We start from the raw sequence: 16,565 nt of genomic DNA, 5'->3' as shown, positions 1-16,565 counted from the left end.
CCGAGCTGTCCATCAGCTCGACGTCGTGATGATCCTCAGCCCAGTCATCCCCTACGAACAGCTGCAACGGTCCTCCCGTTCACACCGATCACCTTCACGCAGCCGGCGGGAGAACCATCAGCGACCTAATCAAGCAGTGCTCACACCACCATGGGCTGGCACGACATCCCAGCAGCGATCAACTCTCCCGGCCTACCAGCAAGGGGCACGATCTTTTTCCAGGACTCACACGCCCAGGCTCACAGAGTGCTCACCTGCCGGTCGGCTACCAACCAGGAGTTTGCCGGATGGCTCACTCCCAGAACTGATTAGGCTCAATTGAAACTGCCGGAGAACTCGGGCTCAGGTTCGGCGGCGGGCTCGGAAGGCCGCGACGTGCATGCGGTTCGCGCAGCGGGGGCTGCAGAAGCGCTTGGCCTGGTTCGTCGATGTGTCCAAGAAGTAGGTGTAGCAGCCCTCGGCTCCGCAGCGCCCCCAGCGGGTCGTGCCGTGCTGGACGACGCCCTGCGCCAGGCCCCACGCGGCCGCCGCCGCGACTTCGTCGACCGCCGGTGCGTCCGGGCCGGCGACGTGGACGTGCCAGTTGAGGATGCCGTCGTGGCCGCCGTGCCCGGAAAGCCTGGGCCGGGGCGGGTGCGCCGACAGCAGCGCGTTGATCTCGGCGAGCACCGTCTCGCCGTCGTCGGCCACCATCGCGTCCAGCGCCCGGCGCAGCCCGGCGCCCACCGCACGCAGGAGCGGCAGGTCGTTCGCGTGGAGCCGGTCGGCCCACCAGGGCTCGTCGTGGAGCGCGGCGCGCACCTCGTCGAGGCTGCTCAGATCGGCGTTGGCGATCCGCAGCGCAACGGCGGCGTAATCAGCGTTGTCCATCAGTGGTCCTTACCAGTACCCTTGGCTGTCAGGGGCGAACCCGCCGATCACAGCTTACAAGGAGACAGGGTGTCGGATCTGGGGGAGCGCGTGTCGCCGCGCCGCGTGCTGGCGCTCGCGGTGCCCGCTCTCGGCGTGCTGGCCGCCGAACCGCTGTACGTGCTCGTGGACACGGCCGTGGTCGGTCACCTCGGAGCGGTGCCGCTCGCCGGGCTCGCGCTGGGCGGCACGCTGTTCACCCTGGTGTCGAGCCAGCTGACGTTCCTGAGCTACGGAACCACCGCGCGCACCGCGCGGCTGCACGGCGCCGGCCGCCGCAAGGACGCCGTCGCGGAGGGCGTGCAGGCGACCTGGCTGGGCGTCCTCGTCGGCGTCGTCCTCATGGTGCTCACGCAGCTGCTGGCCGTCCCGATCGCGGAGCTGATGGCGGGCCCCGGGCCGATCGCCGATGCGGCCGCGACCTGGATGCGCGTCGCGCTGTGCGGCGCGCCGATGGTGCTGATCACCATGGCCGGCAACGGCTGGATGCGCGGCGTGCAGGACACCGCGCGGCCGCTTCGGTACGTGCTGGTGGGCAACGGTGTTTCCGCCGTGCTGTGCCCGCTGTTCGTCTACCCCTTCGGCTGGGGGCTGGAGGGTTCGGCGGTCGCGAACCTGATCGGCCAGACGATCGCCGCCGCGCTGTTCGTGCGCGCGCTGTTCGTTGAGCGGGTGCCGCTGAAGCCGGAGTTCGCGAAGATGCGCGCCCAGCTCGGGCTCGGCCGCGACCTGGTGCTGCGAACGCTGGCGTTCCAGGCGTGCTTCCTGTCGGCGACGTCCGTGGCGGCGCGTACCGGCGCGGAAGCCGCCGCGGCGCACCAGGTGGTGTGGCAGCTGTGGGCGTTCCTGGCGCTCGTGCTCGACTCGCTGGCCATCGCCGCGCAGTCCTTGGTCGGCGCGGCGCTCGGGGCCGGTTCCGCTCCGCGCGCCAAGGGAATCGCCCGGCAGGTCACCTGGTACAGCCTGGGTTTCGGCATCGTGCTCGGGGTGGTGTTCGCGGCGCTCGCCGGCCCGCTGCCGACGTTGTTCACCACGGACGGCGCGGTGCTGGAGGCGATCCCGCACGCGTGGTGGTTCTTCGTGCTCATGCAGCCCGTTGCGGGCGTGGTGTTCGCGCTGGACGGGGTGTTGCTCGGCGCCGGCGACGCCGCCTACCTGCGAACCGCGACGTTGCTGAGCGCGGCCATCGGCTACCTGCCGCTGATCTGGTTGTCGCTGGCGTTCGACTGGGGCCTGGTGGGGATCTGGACCGGGCTGACCCTGTTCATGCTCCTGCGGCTGATCACGCTGCTGCTGAGGGCCCGCTCCGGCCGCTGGGCCGTCGTCGGCGCCACCCGGGCCGAAGCCACCGCGGGATGATCCGCCGCCGAGGGGTCACTGCCAGAACCAGGACTGCTCCCGGACCTGGCGGTAGGCCTCGCGGCGGCGCTCCGGGTCGAGGCGCTGGATGTAGACCATGCCGTCGAGGTGATCGGTCTCGTGCTGGAGGCAGCGCGCCATCAGGCCGCTGCCCGACACCGTGACCGGCTCGTTGTCCGCGTTCACGCCGCGCACCACCGCGTGCTGGGCGCGGCGGGTTTCGAACCCGAGCCCGGGCAGCGACAGGCACGCCTCCACGTCGTCCTCCACCTCGTCGGAGAGCTCGACGACCTCCGGGTTGACGACGTACCCGATCTCGCCGTCGACGCGATAGCTGAACACCCGCACCCCGACGCCGATCTGCGGCGCGGCGACCCCGGCGTGCCCGGGCGCGTCGACGGTGTCCAGCAGGTCCGCGACGATCGAGCGCAGCCGCTGGTCGAAGACCGTGACCGGCTCGGCCGCCATGCGCAGCACCGGGTCGCCGAAGCGCCGGATCGGTCGGAATGCCACCGCTGACCTCCTCGCAGTTCCACCGCCACCCTAGCGACGCGCGCCGCGCCGGGTCGGGGAAGATGGTTCCTCGTGTCCGAGCGCTCCCGCAAAACGCGTCCCACCGTTCCCCCCGGCCTGCTGGTGATCGACAAACCGGCGGGGATGACCTCGCACGACGTCGTGTCGCGGGTTCGCCGCATCATGGGCACCCGCCGCGTCGGGCACGCCGGGACGCTGGACCCGATGGCCACCGGGGTGCTGGTGCTGGGCCTGGAGCGGGCCACCAAGCTGCTCGGCCACCTCGCGCTGGACACCAAGGCGTACCTGGCGACGATCCGGCTCGGCGCGGCCACCACCACCGACGACGCCGAGGGCGATGTCGTGTCCGAAGTGGACGCCTCCGGGGTGGACGAGCAGGCGATCCGGGCCGGGATCGCGGAGCTGACCGGCGACATCCAGCAGGTGCCCAGCGCCGTCAGCGCCGTGAAGATCAACGGTCGGCGCGCCTACGAGATGGTGCGCAACGGCGAGACCGTCGAGCTGGCCGCCCGGCCGGTCACGGTGTCGCGCTTCGACGTGCTGGCGCTGCGCCGCACGGAGCGCACGACCGACCTCGACGTGCTCGTCGAATGCTCGTCGGGGACTTACGTGCGCGCGCTGGCGCGCGACCTGGGGGCCGGCCTCGGCGTCGGCGGGCACCTCTCGGAACTGCGCCGGACCCGGGTCGGCCCGTTCGGGCTGGCCACGGTGCGCACGCTGGACCAGCTGGAGGCCGAGCCCGGGCTGTCGATGGGCCTGGACCAGGCGGTCGAGACCGCTTTTCCGCGCCGCAACGTGGATGCCAACACCGCCCGCGCCCTCTCCCACGGCCAGGTCGTGCCTGCGGCCGGGGTCGAGGGGACCTACGGGATGTTCGATCCGGACGGCCGGGCGGTGGCCCTCGTCCGCGACCGCGGCCGGACCGCGAAGCCGGTGCTGGTGATCATCCCGGCGAACTGACGCATTCCGGTCGAACCCCCTCCGCTTCGCATGCGTCTTCGGTGACCGGTGTCACATCCCTGGAACCTGTGGAGGAGTCGCTCGTCCCACGGCTAGTCCGATCCAGTGACGACGAACGTTGGGAACAGCATGCGCAAGCGATTAGTCGGGGCGACCGTCGCGGTGACGGCGGGGTTGGCGCTGAGCGGCTGTGCGGCAGGCGGCGCGCCGGGTGGTGCGCCGCAGCAGACGACCGGCGGTGGCTCGCAGGCCGGTAGCCGGCCGGTCGAGGCCAGTGCCGGTCAGCAGCAGGAGACCACCGGGAAGGCGTCCGGTCCCGGCTCGAACTCGGGCGGGAACGGCACCGGTGACCGACCGTGCGAGGCGTCCGACCTCGATGCGAAGTTCGTCACCGCCGAGAACTACGACGGGCGCCCGAGCAGCGGCCTGTTCAGCGTGACGAAGAACAGCGACAACATGACCCCGTGCGTGCTCGACGGGTATCCGGAGATCAAGGCGATGCGCGGCTCCGAGGGCGGCGCGACCATGCCGGTCGAGATCCGGCAGGTGACGGCCGACGGCGCGCAGCCGATGCGGCTGGACGGGCAGGGCGGCTTCGCCAGCTTCAACATCACCTGGACGACCTCCGGTGACGACGGTGGGTGCGACATGCCGGGGGCGCTCGCGGTGCGGCTGCCGCAGGCCGGCGCCCAGGACATCGAGGTGCCGGTCAACCGGGGCCGCGACAACTCCATGCGGATCTGCGAGAACGACGAGCTCCAGGTCCAGCCGTTCGGCGACTACACGAACTGACCGATCCGCCCGCCCGTGCCGCGTGACCCGCGGCACGGGCGGTGGCGTTCCGGCCATCGGGTGGCGGCGCAGTAGGCTTCCTGGTCGTGCAGCGTTGGCGTGGTTTGGAGCAGATTCCCGGTGGCTGGGGCCGGTGCGTGGTCACCATCGGCGTCTTCGACGGGGTGCACAGGGGTCATCAGCAGCTGATCGCGCACGCGGTGCGGCAGGCCCGCCGCCGCGACGTGCCGTGCGTGCTGATGACCTTCGACCCGCACCCGTCCGAGGTGGTGCGCCCGGGCAGTCATCCGGCACAGCTGACGACCCTGCGGCGCCGCGCCGAACTGGCCGAGCAGCTCGGGGTCGACGTCTTCTGCGTGCTGCCGTTCACCCGCGAGATCTCCCGCGTGCCCGCCGAGGAGTTCGTGCACGCGATGCTGGTGGAGCGGTTGCACGCGGCGGAGATCGTGGTCGGCGAGAACTTCACCTTCGGCCACAAGGCGGCCGGCAACATCGAACTGCTGGCCAAGCTCGGCGAGCGGTTCGGCTTCGAGGTCGAGTCGGATGCGCTGGTCTCCGGGCCGGTGCAGCGCGCCGACGAAGCGGCGGGCCCCTCGGTGACCTTCTCCTCGACCTACATCCGCTCCTGCATCGACGCCGGCGACGTCGTCGCGGCCGCCTCCGCGCTGGGCCGCAGCCACCGGCTGGAAGGCATCGTGGTGCGCGGCGCCGGGCGCGGCGGCAAGGAACTCGGCTTCCCGACCGCCAACCTGTCCACCCCGCCGAACGCTGCGATCCCCGCGGACGGCGTGTACGCCGCGTGGTTCACGCACCGCCGGCGCGGCTCGGTGCAGCCGGGCGAGACGCTGCCCGCGGCGGTGTCGGTCGGCAGCAACCCGACGTTCTCCGGCACTGAGCGCACCGTCGAGGCGTACGTGCTGGACATCGACGCCGACTTCTACGGCGAGCACGTCGACCTGGACTTCGTGCAGCGGCTGCGGTCGATGGAGCGCTACGACACGGTCGAAGCGCTGATCGAGCAGATGCACCAGGACGTCGCCGAAACCCGGCGGATCCTGGCCGTGGGCGGGTGAGGCGGTATGCCGAACCCCCGGACGGGGCAGCCGCGTCCGCCGCGCGGCGCACCGCGGTCGGAACGGTTTTCGGATTCCCGGCCACGTCCGGTCGGTGACCTGGCAGTATTCAGGGCCGGATCAACAGCCGTCCGCGGCCGGGCCGGCGCCGACACGGGGGGAACGAAGGTGGCGGAGAACAGCAACGTCCAGCGGAACCTCGCACTGCAGCGGCAGTGGTACGGAGAGCCGCTGGGGGACCGGGTGCGCCGCCTGGTCGTTGCGTTCCGCATCTCGCAGGCCCAGCTCGCGGAAGTGCTCGGGATCAGCGCGCCGATGCTCAGCCAGGTGATGAGCGGCCGCCGGGCCAAGATCGGCAACCCGTCGGTGCTGGCCAGGCTCGTGATGCTGGAGCGCAAGGTGCTCATCCCCGGTGTCGCCGCGGGCGACGAGAACGCGATCAAGCAGGCGCTGGAAGACGTCCGCCAGTCGCGCCCGTCGGTGGGCCGCGACAACCTGCCGGTCATGGGCTCCGCCAACGGCGAGGAGGCCGCCTGGCCGGCGCTGCGCGAGGTGGCCAAGCCCGGCGAGCTGGCGGCGGCGGCATCGCTGCTGGAGGGCCGCTACCCGGCGCTCGCGCAGCTGCTCCGCCGGGCCGCCAACGGCGACCCCGACTGAGCTCTCGCGGGGCCGCCGCGCGGGCGTCCGGGGAGTGCACGGACACTGGGGTATGCGTTTGTTCACCGCGCTGTGGCCGTCGGACGAGGCGGTGCGGCACCTGGCGGCGACGGTAGACCGGCTCCACCCGGACCGGGTGGCCGAGGCGACCGCGGGCCTGCGCAAGTTCCGCTTCACGCCCTCGTCGCGCTGGCACCTGACGCTCCGCTTCCACGGCGACGACGCCGACGAGCAGCGCGTGACCGACCGGCTCGACCAGCGCGTCGCCGAACTGCTGGAGACCGACCCGGCGTCACCGCGCCTCCGGCTGGCCGGTGCCGGGACGTTCCGCGGCGTGCTGTGGGTCGGCGTCGAGCCGGAGACCGGCTCCGACGACGCCGCGCTGCACGCGCTGGTTCGCGCAGCCGGTGGCGATCCGCGCGGTTACACCGCGCACCTCACCATCGCCAGGTGGCCTGCCGGGCGTGCCGACCGCGAGCTGCTGCCGGGGCTGCTCGCCGGTTACACCGGCCCTTGGTGGCGGCCGCGCGACCTCACGGTGGTGCGCAGTGACCTGCAGGAAGGCGGTCGGGAGTACCGGACGGTGCACCGAGTGGCGGTGACGCGCGAGACACCGGGTTGACCCGGTCGCAGCAGGTCTCCCTGTTATCCTGACGTGTGGAGCGGCTGCAGTCCGTGGTGGCCGCCTCCGGTCGGCCAAGCGTCGACCCGCCACCCGATCGATCGGTCGGGCGTCGCTGACACGGGACATCGAAGGAGTCAATTCGTGGCGTTGTCCACTGAAGACAAGAAGCAGATCCTGGCCGAGTACGGCCTGAAGGACGGCGACACCGGTTCGCCGGAGGCCCAGGTGGCCCTGCTGACCAAGCGGATCGTCGGGCTGACGGAGCACCTCAAGCAGCACAAGCACGACCACCACTCGCGTCGTGGTCTGCTGCTGATGGTCGGTCGTCGCCGCCGTCTGCTCAACTACCTGACCAAGGTGGACATCGAACGCTACCGTTCGCTGATCCAGCGACTCGGTCTGCGTCGTTGACGAACACCGGGGGGGAGCGGCCGATGGGTCGCTCCCCCCGGTGCATGAAGAACGGACGGCGCCCCGCGCGCCGTCGCAACTGAAGAGCGCTCACGGTGGCACGCACCGGACAGGCGTCCGCCGGTCCTCGGTAGTGGCTGCCGGGCAAGTCGTCGCAACAGACGTTCCCGGGGGCTTCGATCGATGGCCGGCCTCGTCGGACCGCGATCCGGATGCTCCTGCCGTGGGCCTCGTGAAACCGAGGAGTCAACCTTGACTGAACCCCAGATCGACGAGGGCGTCTACGAGGCCACCGCCGTGCTGGACAACGGCGCGTTCGGGACCCGGACCGTCCGATTCGAGACGGGCCGGCTGGCCAAGCAGGCCGCCGGCAGCGTCGTCGCGTACCTCGACGACGAAACCATGCTGCTGTCCGCCACCACGGCGTCCAAGCAGCCGAAGGAGCACTTCGACTTCTTCCCGCTGACCGTCGACGTCGAAGAGCGGATGTACGCCGCGGGCCGCATCCCCGGCTCGTTCTTCCGGCGCGAGGGTCGCCCGTCCACCGACGCGATCCTGACCTGCCGGCTGATCGACCGGCCGCTGCGCCCGTCCTTCGTGGACGGCCTGCGCAACGAGGTCCAGGTCGTCGTCACCGTCATGAGCCTGTCGCCCGGCGACCTCTACGACGTGCTGGCGATCAACGCCGCGTCGGCGTCCACGCAGCTGTCCGGCCTGCCGTTCTCCGGCCCGATCGGTGCCACCCGGATGGCGCTGATCGACGGCCAGTGGGTGGCCTTCCCGACCCACGAGCAGCTCGAGCGCGCCGTGTTCGACATGGTCGTCGCGGGCCGCATCGTCGGCGACGACGTGGCGATCATGATGGTCGAGGCCGAGGCCACGGACAAGACCGTCGCGCTGGTCGCCGGTGGCGCGCAGGCGCCGACCGAGGAGGTCGTCGCCGCCGGTCTGGAGGCCGCGAAGCCCTTCATCCGGACCCTGTGCCAGGCGCAGCAGCAGCTCGCGCAGCCCGCTGCCAAGGAAGTCCAGGACTTCCCGGTGTTCCCGGCCTACGCCGAGGACGCCTTCACCGCCGTCGAGCAGGCCGTCTCCGGTGAGCTCGCCGAGGCGCTGAAGATCGCCGGCAAGCAGGAGCGCGAGAGCCGCCTCGACGAGATCAAGGCCGCGGTGCTGGAGAAGGTCGGCACCGGCGAGGGCCAGCAGTTCGAGGGCCGCGAGAAGGAGGTCGGCGCCGCCTTCCGGTCGCTGACCAAGAAGCTGGTGCGGCAGCGGATCATCCGCGACCAGGTCCGCATCGACGGCCGCGGGCTGACCGACATCCGCAGCCTGTCCGCAGAGGTCGGCGTGATCCCGCGGGCCCACGGCTCGGCGCTGTTCGAGCGCGGCGAGACCCAGATCCTGGGTGTGTCCACGCTGAACATGCTGCGCCTGGAGCAGACCATCGACTCGTTGTCCCCGGAGACGACGAAGCGGTACATGCACCACTACAACTTCCCGCCCTACTCGACCGGCGAGACCGGCCGGGTCGGCAGCCCGAAGCGGCGCGAGATCGGCCACGGTGCGCTGGCCGAGCGCGCGCTGATGCCGGTGCTGCCGTCGCGCGAGGAGTTCCCGTACGCGATCCGCCAGGTCTCCGAGGCGCTGGGCTCCAACGGGTCCACCTCGATGGGCTCGGTGTGCGCCTCGACGCTGTCCCTGCTGAACGCGGGTGTGCCGCTGAAGGCGCCGGTGGCCGGCATCGCGATGGGCCTGGTGTCCGACGTGCTCGAAGACGCTGTCGACGGGCCCAAAGTTCACTACGTGGCGCTGACCGACATCCTCGGTGCCGAGGACGCCTTCGGCGACATGGACTTCAAGGTCGCCGGCACGAAGGACTTCGTGACCGCGCTGCAGCTGGACACCAAGCTGGACGGCATCCCGTCCGAGGTGCTGGCCCAGGCGCTCGGCCAGGCCCGCGACGCCCGGTTCACCATCCTCGAGGTGATGGCCGAGGCGATCGGCAAGCCCGACGAGATGAGCCCGCACGCCCCGCGGGTGACCTCCATCAGCATCCCGGTGGACAAGATCGGCGAGGTCATCGGCCCGAAGGGCAAGATGATCAACTCGATCACCGAGGAGACCGGCGCGGAGATCACCATCGAGGACGACGGCACGATCTACGTCGGTGCCGCCGATGGCCCGTCCGCGGAGGCCGCGATCGACAAGATCAACGCCATCGCGAACCCGCAGCTGCCGAAGGTCGGCGAGCGCTTCCTGGGCACCGTGGTCAAGACCGCGGCCTTCGGCGCGTTCGTCTCGCTGCTGCCGGGCAAGGACGGCCTGGTGCACATCTCCAAGCTGGGCAACGGCAAGCGCATCGGCAAGGTCGAGGACGTGGTGAACGTCGGCGACAAGCTGCGCGTGGAGATCGCCGACATCGACAGCCGCGGCAAGATCAGCCTGGTGCTGGTCAGCGACGAGGCGGAGAAGGCCGAGGGCGAGGCCAAGCCGGAGGCCGAGACCCCGGCGCAGTGACCGATCGGCGCGCGTGACGCGCTGTCCAATGCGGCCCGTCCCGGATGTCCGGGGCGGGCCGTACGGTTGTGAGTCGTCAACTCATGATGTCGCGACGAGACCAAGGTGGTCGGTGTTTCACAAGCGGCGGCAGCCGCTCGCGGTGTAGGACTCGACCCGCACCGCTAAGCAAACCGATGTCGAAGTAGTTTCTAAAGGGACATGAAGAAGCAGACACACGCCGGGTACCTGCAGCGGCCCGGGACCACTCGAATCCTCGGCGGCACCGGCGACGCGGCCGTGCGCCGGACGGTGTTGCCGGGCGGCTTGCGGGTGGTCACCGAGCCCGTGCCCGGCGTGCGCTCGGTCTCCGTCGGCATCTGGGTCGCGGTGGGTTCGCGCGACGAGGGCCGCCCGCAGGCCGGTGCCGCGCACTACCTGGAACACCTCCTCTTCAAGGGCACCACCAAGCGCACGGCGGTGGACATCGCGCAGGAGATCGATGCCGTCGGCGGTGAGCTCAACGCCTTCACGGCCAAGGAGCACACCTGCTACTACGCGCACGTGCTCGACCGCGATCTGCCGCTGGCGATCGACATGCTCTGCGACGTGGTCTTCGACGCGCTGAACGCCAAGTCCGATGTGGACGTCGAGCGCAGCGTGGTCCTGGAGGAGATCGCGATGCGCGACGACGATCCCGAGGACCTGCTGCACGAGCTGTTCACCTCGGCGGTGCTCGGCGACCACCCGCTCGGCCGCTCGGTGCTGGGCACGGAGGACTCCATCACCGAGATGACCCGGGCCCGGGTCAACGGCTTCTACCGGCGCAGCTACGAGATGCCGAAGATGGTCATCGCCGCTGCCGGCAACGTCGACCACAGCCGGGTGCTGCGGCTGCTGCGCAAGGCGCTCGGGGAGCGGCTGGACGGCGACGCGCTGCCCGCGCCGCCGCGCGCGGGCCGGGCGCGGTTGCCGAAGCAGAAGCAGCTGGCGCTGCACACCGACGACACCGAGCAGGCCCACCTGCTGATGGGCTGCCGCGGCTTCGACCGCTACGACGACCGCCGCTTCGCGCTCGGCGTGCTCAACGCGGCGCTGGGCGGCGGCATGAGCTCGCGGCTGTTCCAGGAGGTGCGGGAGCGGCGGGGCCTGGCTTACTCGGTGTACTCGGCCACCACGGCGTACTCCGACGCCGGAACGTTCTCGGTGTACGCGGGCTGCACCCCGGACCGGCTCGGCGAGGTCGCGACGGTGATCCGCGGCGTGCTCGCCGGCGTCGCGGCCGACGGGCTGACCGCGGACGAGGTGGAGCGCGGGCGCGGGCAACTGCGCGGCGGCCTGGTGCTCGGCCTGGAGGACAGCGCGTCCCGGATGAGCCGGATCGGCAAGATCGAGCTGAACTACGGCAGGCACTTCACGGTCGAGGAGACCTTGGAGCGCATCGACGCGGTCACCGTCGACGACGTGGCGGAGCTCGCGGCCGAGCTGCTGCGCCGCCCGCTGACCACCGCCGTCGTCGGGCCGTACGACTCGCCCGAGGACCTGCCCGACGGCGTGTGATCCGTCCACGGTTTCCGCTGGGATCGAACCTCCGATCCCAGCGGAAATCGCGGGCTCGGGCACCGTCGAGCGGGCGTGGGGTGCCCGTCACCTCGGAGAACGCCGGTGCATAGACTCGCGGCAGTGCGGCGTCGAGGTGGAAAGGTAGTCGTCACGTGAACAGCCCGATCAAGGTCGGCGTGCTGGGTGCCCGCGGGCGGATGGGATCCGAGGCGGTTCGCGCCGTCGGCGAGGCCCCCGACACCGAACTGGTCGCCGCGATCAACCGCGAGGACGGCCTCACCGGGTTGCTCGACGGCGGCGCCCAGGTCGCGGTCGACCTCACCCATCCCGACGCGGTCCTCGACAACATCCGGTTCTGCGTCGAGCACGGCATCCACGTGGTGGTCGGCACCAGCGGGCTCGGCACTCCGGAGCTGGCGACCGTTCGTTCCTGGCTGGCCGACCGGCCGGAGGTCGGCGTGCTGGTGGCGCCGAACTTCGCGATCGGTGCGGTGCTGTCGATGCGGTTCGCCGAACTCGCCGCGAAGTTCTTCGAATCCGTGGAGATCGTCGAGCTGCACCACCCCAAGAAGGCCGACGCGCCGTCGGGCACCGCCGCGCGCACCGCGCAGGTGATCGCGCAGGCGCGCGCCGAGGCGGGCCTGGGCGAGGTACCGGACGCGACGACCAAGGAGCTCGACGGCGCCCGCGGCGCGGACGTCGACGGCGTCCGGGTGCACTCGGTGCGGATGACCGGGCTGGTCGCGCACCAGGAGGTGCTGTTCGGCACCGAGGGCGAGACGCTGACCATCCGGCACGACTCCTACGACCGCCGCTCCTTCATGCCCGGGGTGCTGCTGTCGATCCGCGAGGTCGGGTCCCGGCCGGGCCTGACCGTCGGCCTCGACGCGCTGCTGGGGATCTGAGTGGCCCGCAAGCTGATCACCCCGCGGACGTCCTCGTTCGTGGTGGCGATCGTGCTGCTGGTGTACCTGGTGCTCATGGGCGGCCGCGCGGTCACCATGATCACCAGCGGGCAGCCGGTGTTCATCGCCCTCGGGGTGGCGGTCTTCGTGCTGCCGGTGCTCGGCGCGCTGCTGGTCGTCGATCAGCTTCGGTTCGGCGCGAGCACGGAACGGCTCGCGCAGCGGCTCTACGACGAGGACGCGCTGCCGGACGTCTCGCACCTGCCCCGGCGGCCCTCCGGGCGCGTCGAGCGGGAGGCGGCGGACGCTTACTTCGACGAGAAGCAGGCCGAACTCGAAGCCGCGCCGCAGGATTGGCGGCGCTGGTTCGCGCTGGCGCAGGCGTACGACCTGGCCGGCGACCGCAACCGCGGCCGCAAGGCGATGCGCCGCGCGATCGAGCTGGAGCGCGAAGAATCCGGGCGGTGACGCCGTTTCCGCCACTCGTCCGCGCCGCGTGACCCAGCCGCAATGAGCCCGGCGTAACTGGTGAACTCGAAGCCGACCACGAAGGCCGGATCGTCGCCGGTTCGCAGCCGGGCCACCGTGGAGGATCAGCAGCAGCGCCACCGCGACCCCGCTCGCAACCCGCAGCCTGCCCTGCTCGGCCGCCGAGTACAGCGCAGCGGCCACCGGCACGGCCAGCCCGATCGGCGGGTACGAGAGCACGTAGTACGAGAGCAACGCGACCGTCGTCACCAGCAGCGTCCCGACCGGCCACCGGCGGCGCACCAGCATCAGCACGGCGAACAGCGCGCTGAATCCGTACGCGCCGAGGCCCGGCGGTTCCGATCCGCCGACGCTCGCGGTGATCGCCGTCCCGACCACCACCAGCACCAGCATCGCCAGGCCGGTGTCGACCGCCAGCTGCCGCCGGTCGCTCGAAGCGTCCACGTCGCGGATCTCCCTTCCACGCGGAACATCAGTGCTTCCGGAAGCCGGGCACAGCCTTCGCGATCATCCAGCCGACCATGCCGGTACCAGCCCCGACCAGCACGCCGGTGACGAGACCGCTCAGGAATGCGAACGCCCGCAACAACAATCCCTCGGCCGAAGGCGCCGGCACACCGGCGAGATTCCCGTCGAGGCCGGGCGCAGCGCCGCCGAAAGCTGGCGTCCAGAGCAGCTGGTGCACGACGTCTAGCAGAACGCCGTAGATGACGCCGGTGATCAGCAGTGTGCGGAACGCGTTGGGCGCCCGAAGCCACAGTACGATCGCCGGCCAGACCGCGATGGGCACGAACACGAGCAACGCGTTGACCAGCGGGCTCGCGAGGCGGAGATCGTGGGCGATCACCCGTGGCACGCCCAGCAGCGCCAACCCGAACATTGCCGACAGCGGCATGCCGAGGGATTCCCGGAACCCATCGAGCATCAGCGCACCTCTTCCCGGTGCTAGGGGAGGAAACCGATGAATGCCGCCGTCGCGGTCACGGCGCTCGTCGCCAGCCGGGACCAGTGCCCGGTCTCGAACTCGACCGCGACCTGCCGCAGGAGTTCGGCGGAATGCACGGGCGCTGCCTTCGGTGAACATGATCTCGTTGCGCGGCCAGAAGTAGAGCGCGGAGAACAAGAACTCACCGCCCAGCAGCGAAACCAGGCTGCCCGCGAGTCACCGGCGCGGCACCGGTGGCGCCACAGCAGGACGAGGCTCGCCGCCGCCAGCACGGTCACGGCCCCCATCGGCGGGAAGAAGTCGGCTGGCCCGGTGATCCGGAAGAACTCCACGGCATCGGACCGCGACCGCGGGCTGTGGAAGACGTTCGGGCCTGGAAGCTCTCGAGCCGTACGCATCTCGACGTACGCCGGTGTTCGCGCCGGTCCGAAGTGGATTAGCTCCTGGTGCGCCGCAACGGCGGCGGCATTGCGGGCGATCCTGAGGCACAATGGGGGCAGGCGCGCGGACTCCGGCGGTTTTTCGGGAATTGTGAAATAAATGTTTCGCGGCGGCCGCAAGATAGGGTTACGTTGTTAACTCCTCTACCGCTCTTCGGGTGAACGCGGGCTCGTGCTGCGCTTTTCCGGGTAACGATGTGCGGCGATCTCACCAAGTGGTTGGGCCATTGACAGCGTCACCGGTAATCCTGATCATTTCAGCCATGTCTAGGTTCGCCACACTGGTGGCTCGCCTGCATGTCGATTTGGTGCAGCAGGCCAGCGCGCTCTGTTGCGCCGGCTAGAGCTCTCCTTTCGCGGAACCGGGCCCGGCGTGACAACGCGGTTTTCCCCCGGTCCGATGTGTTCCCTTCGGCATCGCCGCTTTCTCCGCTAGCGCGCATTTTTTCCGAACGCGTCGCCGGTGGCATTCCGGCATGCCTTCAGTCGGGTGATTCCACGGATTCTCGGAGCACAAATGAAGATACGTTTTCGCAGATGGCCCACTGGGCTGGCCGCCGTGCTGCTGGCGGTCGGCGCGGTCACGCTACCCGTCCAAGACGCCTACGCAGATGTCGAAGTGTCGACGCAATCGGTCAAAGGCGCCGACGGCAAGGACTACACGGTCACCAACCACCTGGTGAAGAGCGCGCTGGAGAAGTCGCAGTCCGACGGCAAGCGCAAGGAATGGCTGCTGGTCTGGGCCGGCGACGAGAACATCGCCGACACGGTGGTCCCGGACGTGCGGAACCTGCCCGGATCGCTGGGCGGCGGCGTCGGCAAGGCCACGAACGCCCTGCCCGGTCCCGACTTCCTCGCCGTCATCGACGCGACCCCCGGATCGCCCGGATACGGCGAGGTCGTCAACACCATCACCGTCGGGCCGCTGGTGGAGAACGAGCCGCACCACATGCAATACGTGTGGCACAAGGGCGACACCATCTACGCGGGCGCGCTCTTCGGCGCCGCCACCTACGCCTTCGACGTGACCGCCCTGCCCAACGTGAAGCTGAAGGGCATCAGCCTGCCCACGCAAACGCTCGGCGGCTCCGTGCCCGACGCCTACTGGGTGCTCAAGGACGGCACGGCGTACGCGACCTACATGGGCGGACCGGTCGCGCCCGGCCCCTACCGCTACGACGACGGTTCGGTGCACATCGGCAATGGTTTCGCCGGCAGCCCCGGTGAAGTCGTGCGCTTCGACGAGAACGCCAAGGTGCTCTCGCAGTCCCCGGCGGCCACGCCCGGCGGCGACAACGAGAAGCTCTGCGCCAACCTGCCGAGACTCGGCGAGCCGACCTGCGCCAACCCGCACGGCATCCAGGCCCGCGAGGACCTGAACACGCTGGTGACCGCCGACTACGTCGAGCCGCGCAACATCATCCTCGACCCGGTGAAGGCGCCGTCGCCGTACCTGCGGCGGCCCACCGTGCGCACCTGGGACATCTCCGACCGCAACCACCCGAAGCTGAAAGCGGTGTCCTACCTGCCGGATGGGCCCCGCGCCGACCCGAACGACCCGCTGCACCAGGAAAGCCGCGCGGTGATGGAGACGACCGTCACCAACCTCCCCGGCCACAAGGGCGCCTTCGCCCAGACCATGCAGGGCGGCGCGGTCTTCTACACGCCGGACATCACCGCGGCCGAACCGCATTGGCGGCAGGTCTTCGACGACGGCACGGCCAACCCCGGCTTCGACGCGGCCAACGACCGCAACGGCGGCAGCTCCAACGGCGGCTGGATCCAGACCAGCCTGGACGACCGGTTCCTGTACCGGGCGATCGTCGGGCGCCAGCCCGGCACCTTCGGGCCCGACGACCCGGGCACCACGGGCGGCGTCTACGTGCTGGACATCTCCAAGCTCGTCGGAGCCGGCGACGACTACAAGTGCTCGATCGACACCAAGCAGGAGGCCGAGTACGGCGGCGCCGAAGCCGACTGCCCGACGCTCGCCGGCGCCACCCCGATCAACCCCGGCAAGCCCGGCGCCGGCCCGCACTGGGGCGCGTACGACAACTTCGTGCTCGGCCCGGACGGCTTCTACCAGGAAACCCAGCAGCCGCAGCGGCTCGCGGTGTCGAACTACTTCGTGGCCCGATCCGGCCTGGACGGCGATCACAAGGTCAGCATCGTGAGCCTGGGCAAGGACGGCTCGGTGTCGGTCGACGACGAGTTCCGCGACGAGGTCACCGGTGAGGTCGGCGTGAACTTCAACCGGCGGTCCTGGCCGCACGGCGAGTTCGGCAACGCCAAACCGCACTCGGAGCTGTTCGTGGTCGCCGACGGCGACGTGAAGTAGAGCGCGCGCCCGGTGGAGGAGCCGTTCCCGCTGCGGAACGGCTCCTCGCCAGGAGGAACGAGCGGCGATTT

Annotated in this window: 15 protein-coding genes and 1 pseudogene; 12 read left to right on the top strand and 4 right to left on the bottom strand. The window is 70.5% G+C overall.

All coding sequences use genetic code 11. The features are described 5' to 3' along the window. Window positions 1-342 precede the first annotated feature (342 nt). Entirely contained in the window at window positions 343-870 is a 528-nt protein-coding gene (locus BLW84_RS04935) for a CGNR zinc finger domain-containing protein (RefSeq protein ID WP_093261688.1), read from the bottom strand. A 69-nt stretch (window positions 871-939) separates the two neighbouring features. On the opposite strand from BLW84_RS04935, the gene BLW84_RS04930 reads away from it, so the two are divergent. After that, window positions 940-2,268 (top strand): MATE family efflux transporter, encoded by a 1,329-nt coding sequence (locus tag BLW84_RS04930; RefSeq protein ID WP_093261687.1) that lies wholly within the window; start codon window positions 940-942, stop codon window positions 2,266-2,268. 15 nt (window positions 2,269-2,283) lie between these two features. Here the strand turns inward: BLW84_RS04930 and def are convergent, their stop codons facing one another. Then, the gene (gene def / locus BLW84_RS04925) at window positions 2,284-2,781 is read right to left on the bottom strand and encodes a peptide deformylase (protein ID WP_093261685.1); all 498 of its coding nucleotides are present in this window, start codon (window positions 2,779-2,781) and stop codon (window positions 2,284-2,286) included. A 72-nt stretch (window positions 2,782-2,853) separates the two neighbouring features. Between def and truB the strand changes: the two genes are divergently transcribed. From truB to BLW84_RS04875, 10 genes are all read left to right on the top strand, one after another. Then, complete coding sequence (gene truB / locus BLW84_RS04920; RefSeq protein WP_093261683.1) at window positions 2,854-3,762, top strand: tRNA pseudouridine(55) synthase TruB; 909 nt, start codon at window positions 2,854-2,856, stop codon at window positions 3,760-3,762. 105 nt (window positions 3,763-3,867) lie between these two features. Further along, window positions 3,868-4,554 carry a DUF4232 domain-containing protein gene (locus BLW84_RS04915; protein ID WP_218157200.1) on the top strand — a complete coding sequence of 229 codons (687 nt, stop codon included), beginning with the start codon at window positions 3,868-3,870 and terminating at the stop codon, window positions 4,552-4,554. Between the two features lie 86 nt (window positions 4,555-4,640). Beyond that, window positions 4,641-5,627 carry a bifunctional riboflavin kinase/FAD synthetase gene (locus BLW84_RS04910; protein WP_093261768.1) on the top strand — a complete coding sequence of 329 codons (987 nt, stop codon included), beginning with the start codon at window positions 4,641-4,643 and terminating at the stop codon, window positions 5,625-5,627. Between the two features lie 168 nt (window positions 5,628-5,795). Then, on the top strand, window positions 5,796-6,284 hold the full coding sequence (locus BLW84_RS04905; RefSeq protein ID WP_093261680.1) for a helix-turn-helix domain-containing protein: 489 nt from the start codon (window positions 5,796-5,798) through the stop codon (window positions 6,282-6,284). A 52-nt stretch (window positions 6,285-6,336) separates the two neighbouring features. Continuing rightward, window positions 6,337-6,906, top strand: a complete 570-nt coding sequence (thpR, locus tag BLW84_RS04900; protein WP_093261678.1) for an RNA 2',3'-cyclic phosphodiesterase — start codon at window positions 6,337-6,339, stop codon at window positions 6,904-6,906. Between the two features lie 144 nt (window positions 6,907-7,050). Beyond that, window positions 7,051-7,320, top strand: a complete 270-nt coding sequence (rpsO, locus tag BLW84_RS04895; protein ID WP_093261676.1) for a 30S ribosomal protein S15 — start codon at window positions 7,051-7,053, stop codon at window positions 7,318-7,320. 252 nt (window positions 7,321-7,572) lie between these two features. After that, window positions 7,573-9,834 (top strand): polyribonucleotide nucleotidyltransferase, encoded by a 2,262-nt coding sequence (locus tag BLW84_RS04890; RefSeq protein ID WP_093261674.1) that lies wholly within the window; start codon window positions 7,573-7,575, stop codon window positions 9,832-9,834. 201 nt (window positions 9,835-10,035) lie between these two features. After that, window positions 10,036-11,373 (top strand): M16 family metallopeptidase, encoded by a 1,338-nt coding sequence (locus tag BLW84_RS04885; RefSeq protein WP_093261672.1) that lies wholly within the window; start codon window positions 10,036-10,038, stop codon window positions 11,371-11,373. A 155-nt stretch (window positions 11,374-11,528) separates the two neighbouring features. Then, the gene (gene dapB, locus BLW84_RS04880) at window positions 11,529-12,281 is read left to right on the top strand and encodes a 4-hydroxy-tetrahydrodipicolinate reductase (protein WP_093261670.1); all 753 of its coding nucleotides are present in this window, start codon (window positions 11,529-11,531) and stop codon (window positions 12,279-12,281) included. Window positions 12,282-12,296: 15 nt separating this feature from the next. Next, window positions 12,297-12,749 carry a hypothetical protein gene (locus BLW84_RS04875; RefSeq protein WP_177226288.1) on the top strand — a complete coding sequence of 151 codons (453 nt, stop codon included), beginning with the start codon at window positions 12,297-12,299 and terminating at the stop codon, window positions 12,747-12,749. 105 nt (window positions 12,750-12,854) lie between these two features. On the opposite strand, the pseudogene BLW84_RS50260 reads toward BLW84_RS04875, so the two are convergent. Both BLW84_RS50260 and BLW84_RS04870 read right to left on the bottom strand, forming a co-directional pair. Then, window positions 12,855-13,214: pseudogene (locus BLW84_RS50260) on the bottom strand (DUF7134 domain-containing protein); the annotation flags it as partial. Window positions 13,215-13,242: 28 nt separating this feature from the next. Then, window positions 13,243-13,695, bottom strand: coding sequence for a hypothetical protein (locus BLW84_RS04870; RefSeq protein ID WP_177226283.1), 453 nt, complete (start codon window positions 13,693-13,695; stop codon window positions 13,243-13,245). Between the two features lie 978 nt (window positions 13,696-14,673). On the opposite strand from BLW84_RS04870, the gene BLW84_RS04865 reads away from it, so the two are divergent. After that, window positions 14,674-16,494, top strand: coding sequence for a selenium-binding family protein (locus BLW84_RS04865; protein WP_245760930.1), 1,821 nt, complete (start codon window positions 14,674-14,676; stop codon window positions 16,492-16,494). Window positions 16,495-16,565: the final 71 nt, after the last annotated feature.

Source organism: Saccharopolyspora shandongensis (assembly GCF_900106995.1).
Lineage (GTDB): Bacteria > Actinomycetota > Actinomycetes > Mycobacteriales > Pseudonocardiaceae > Saccharopolyspora > Saccharopolyspora shandongensis.
Note: the sequence above shows the minus strand (reverse complement) of the source record. Positions and strands in the feature narration are given on the sequence as shown.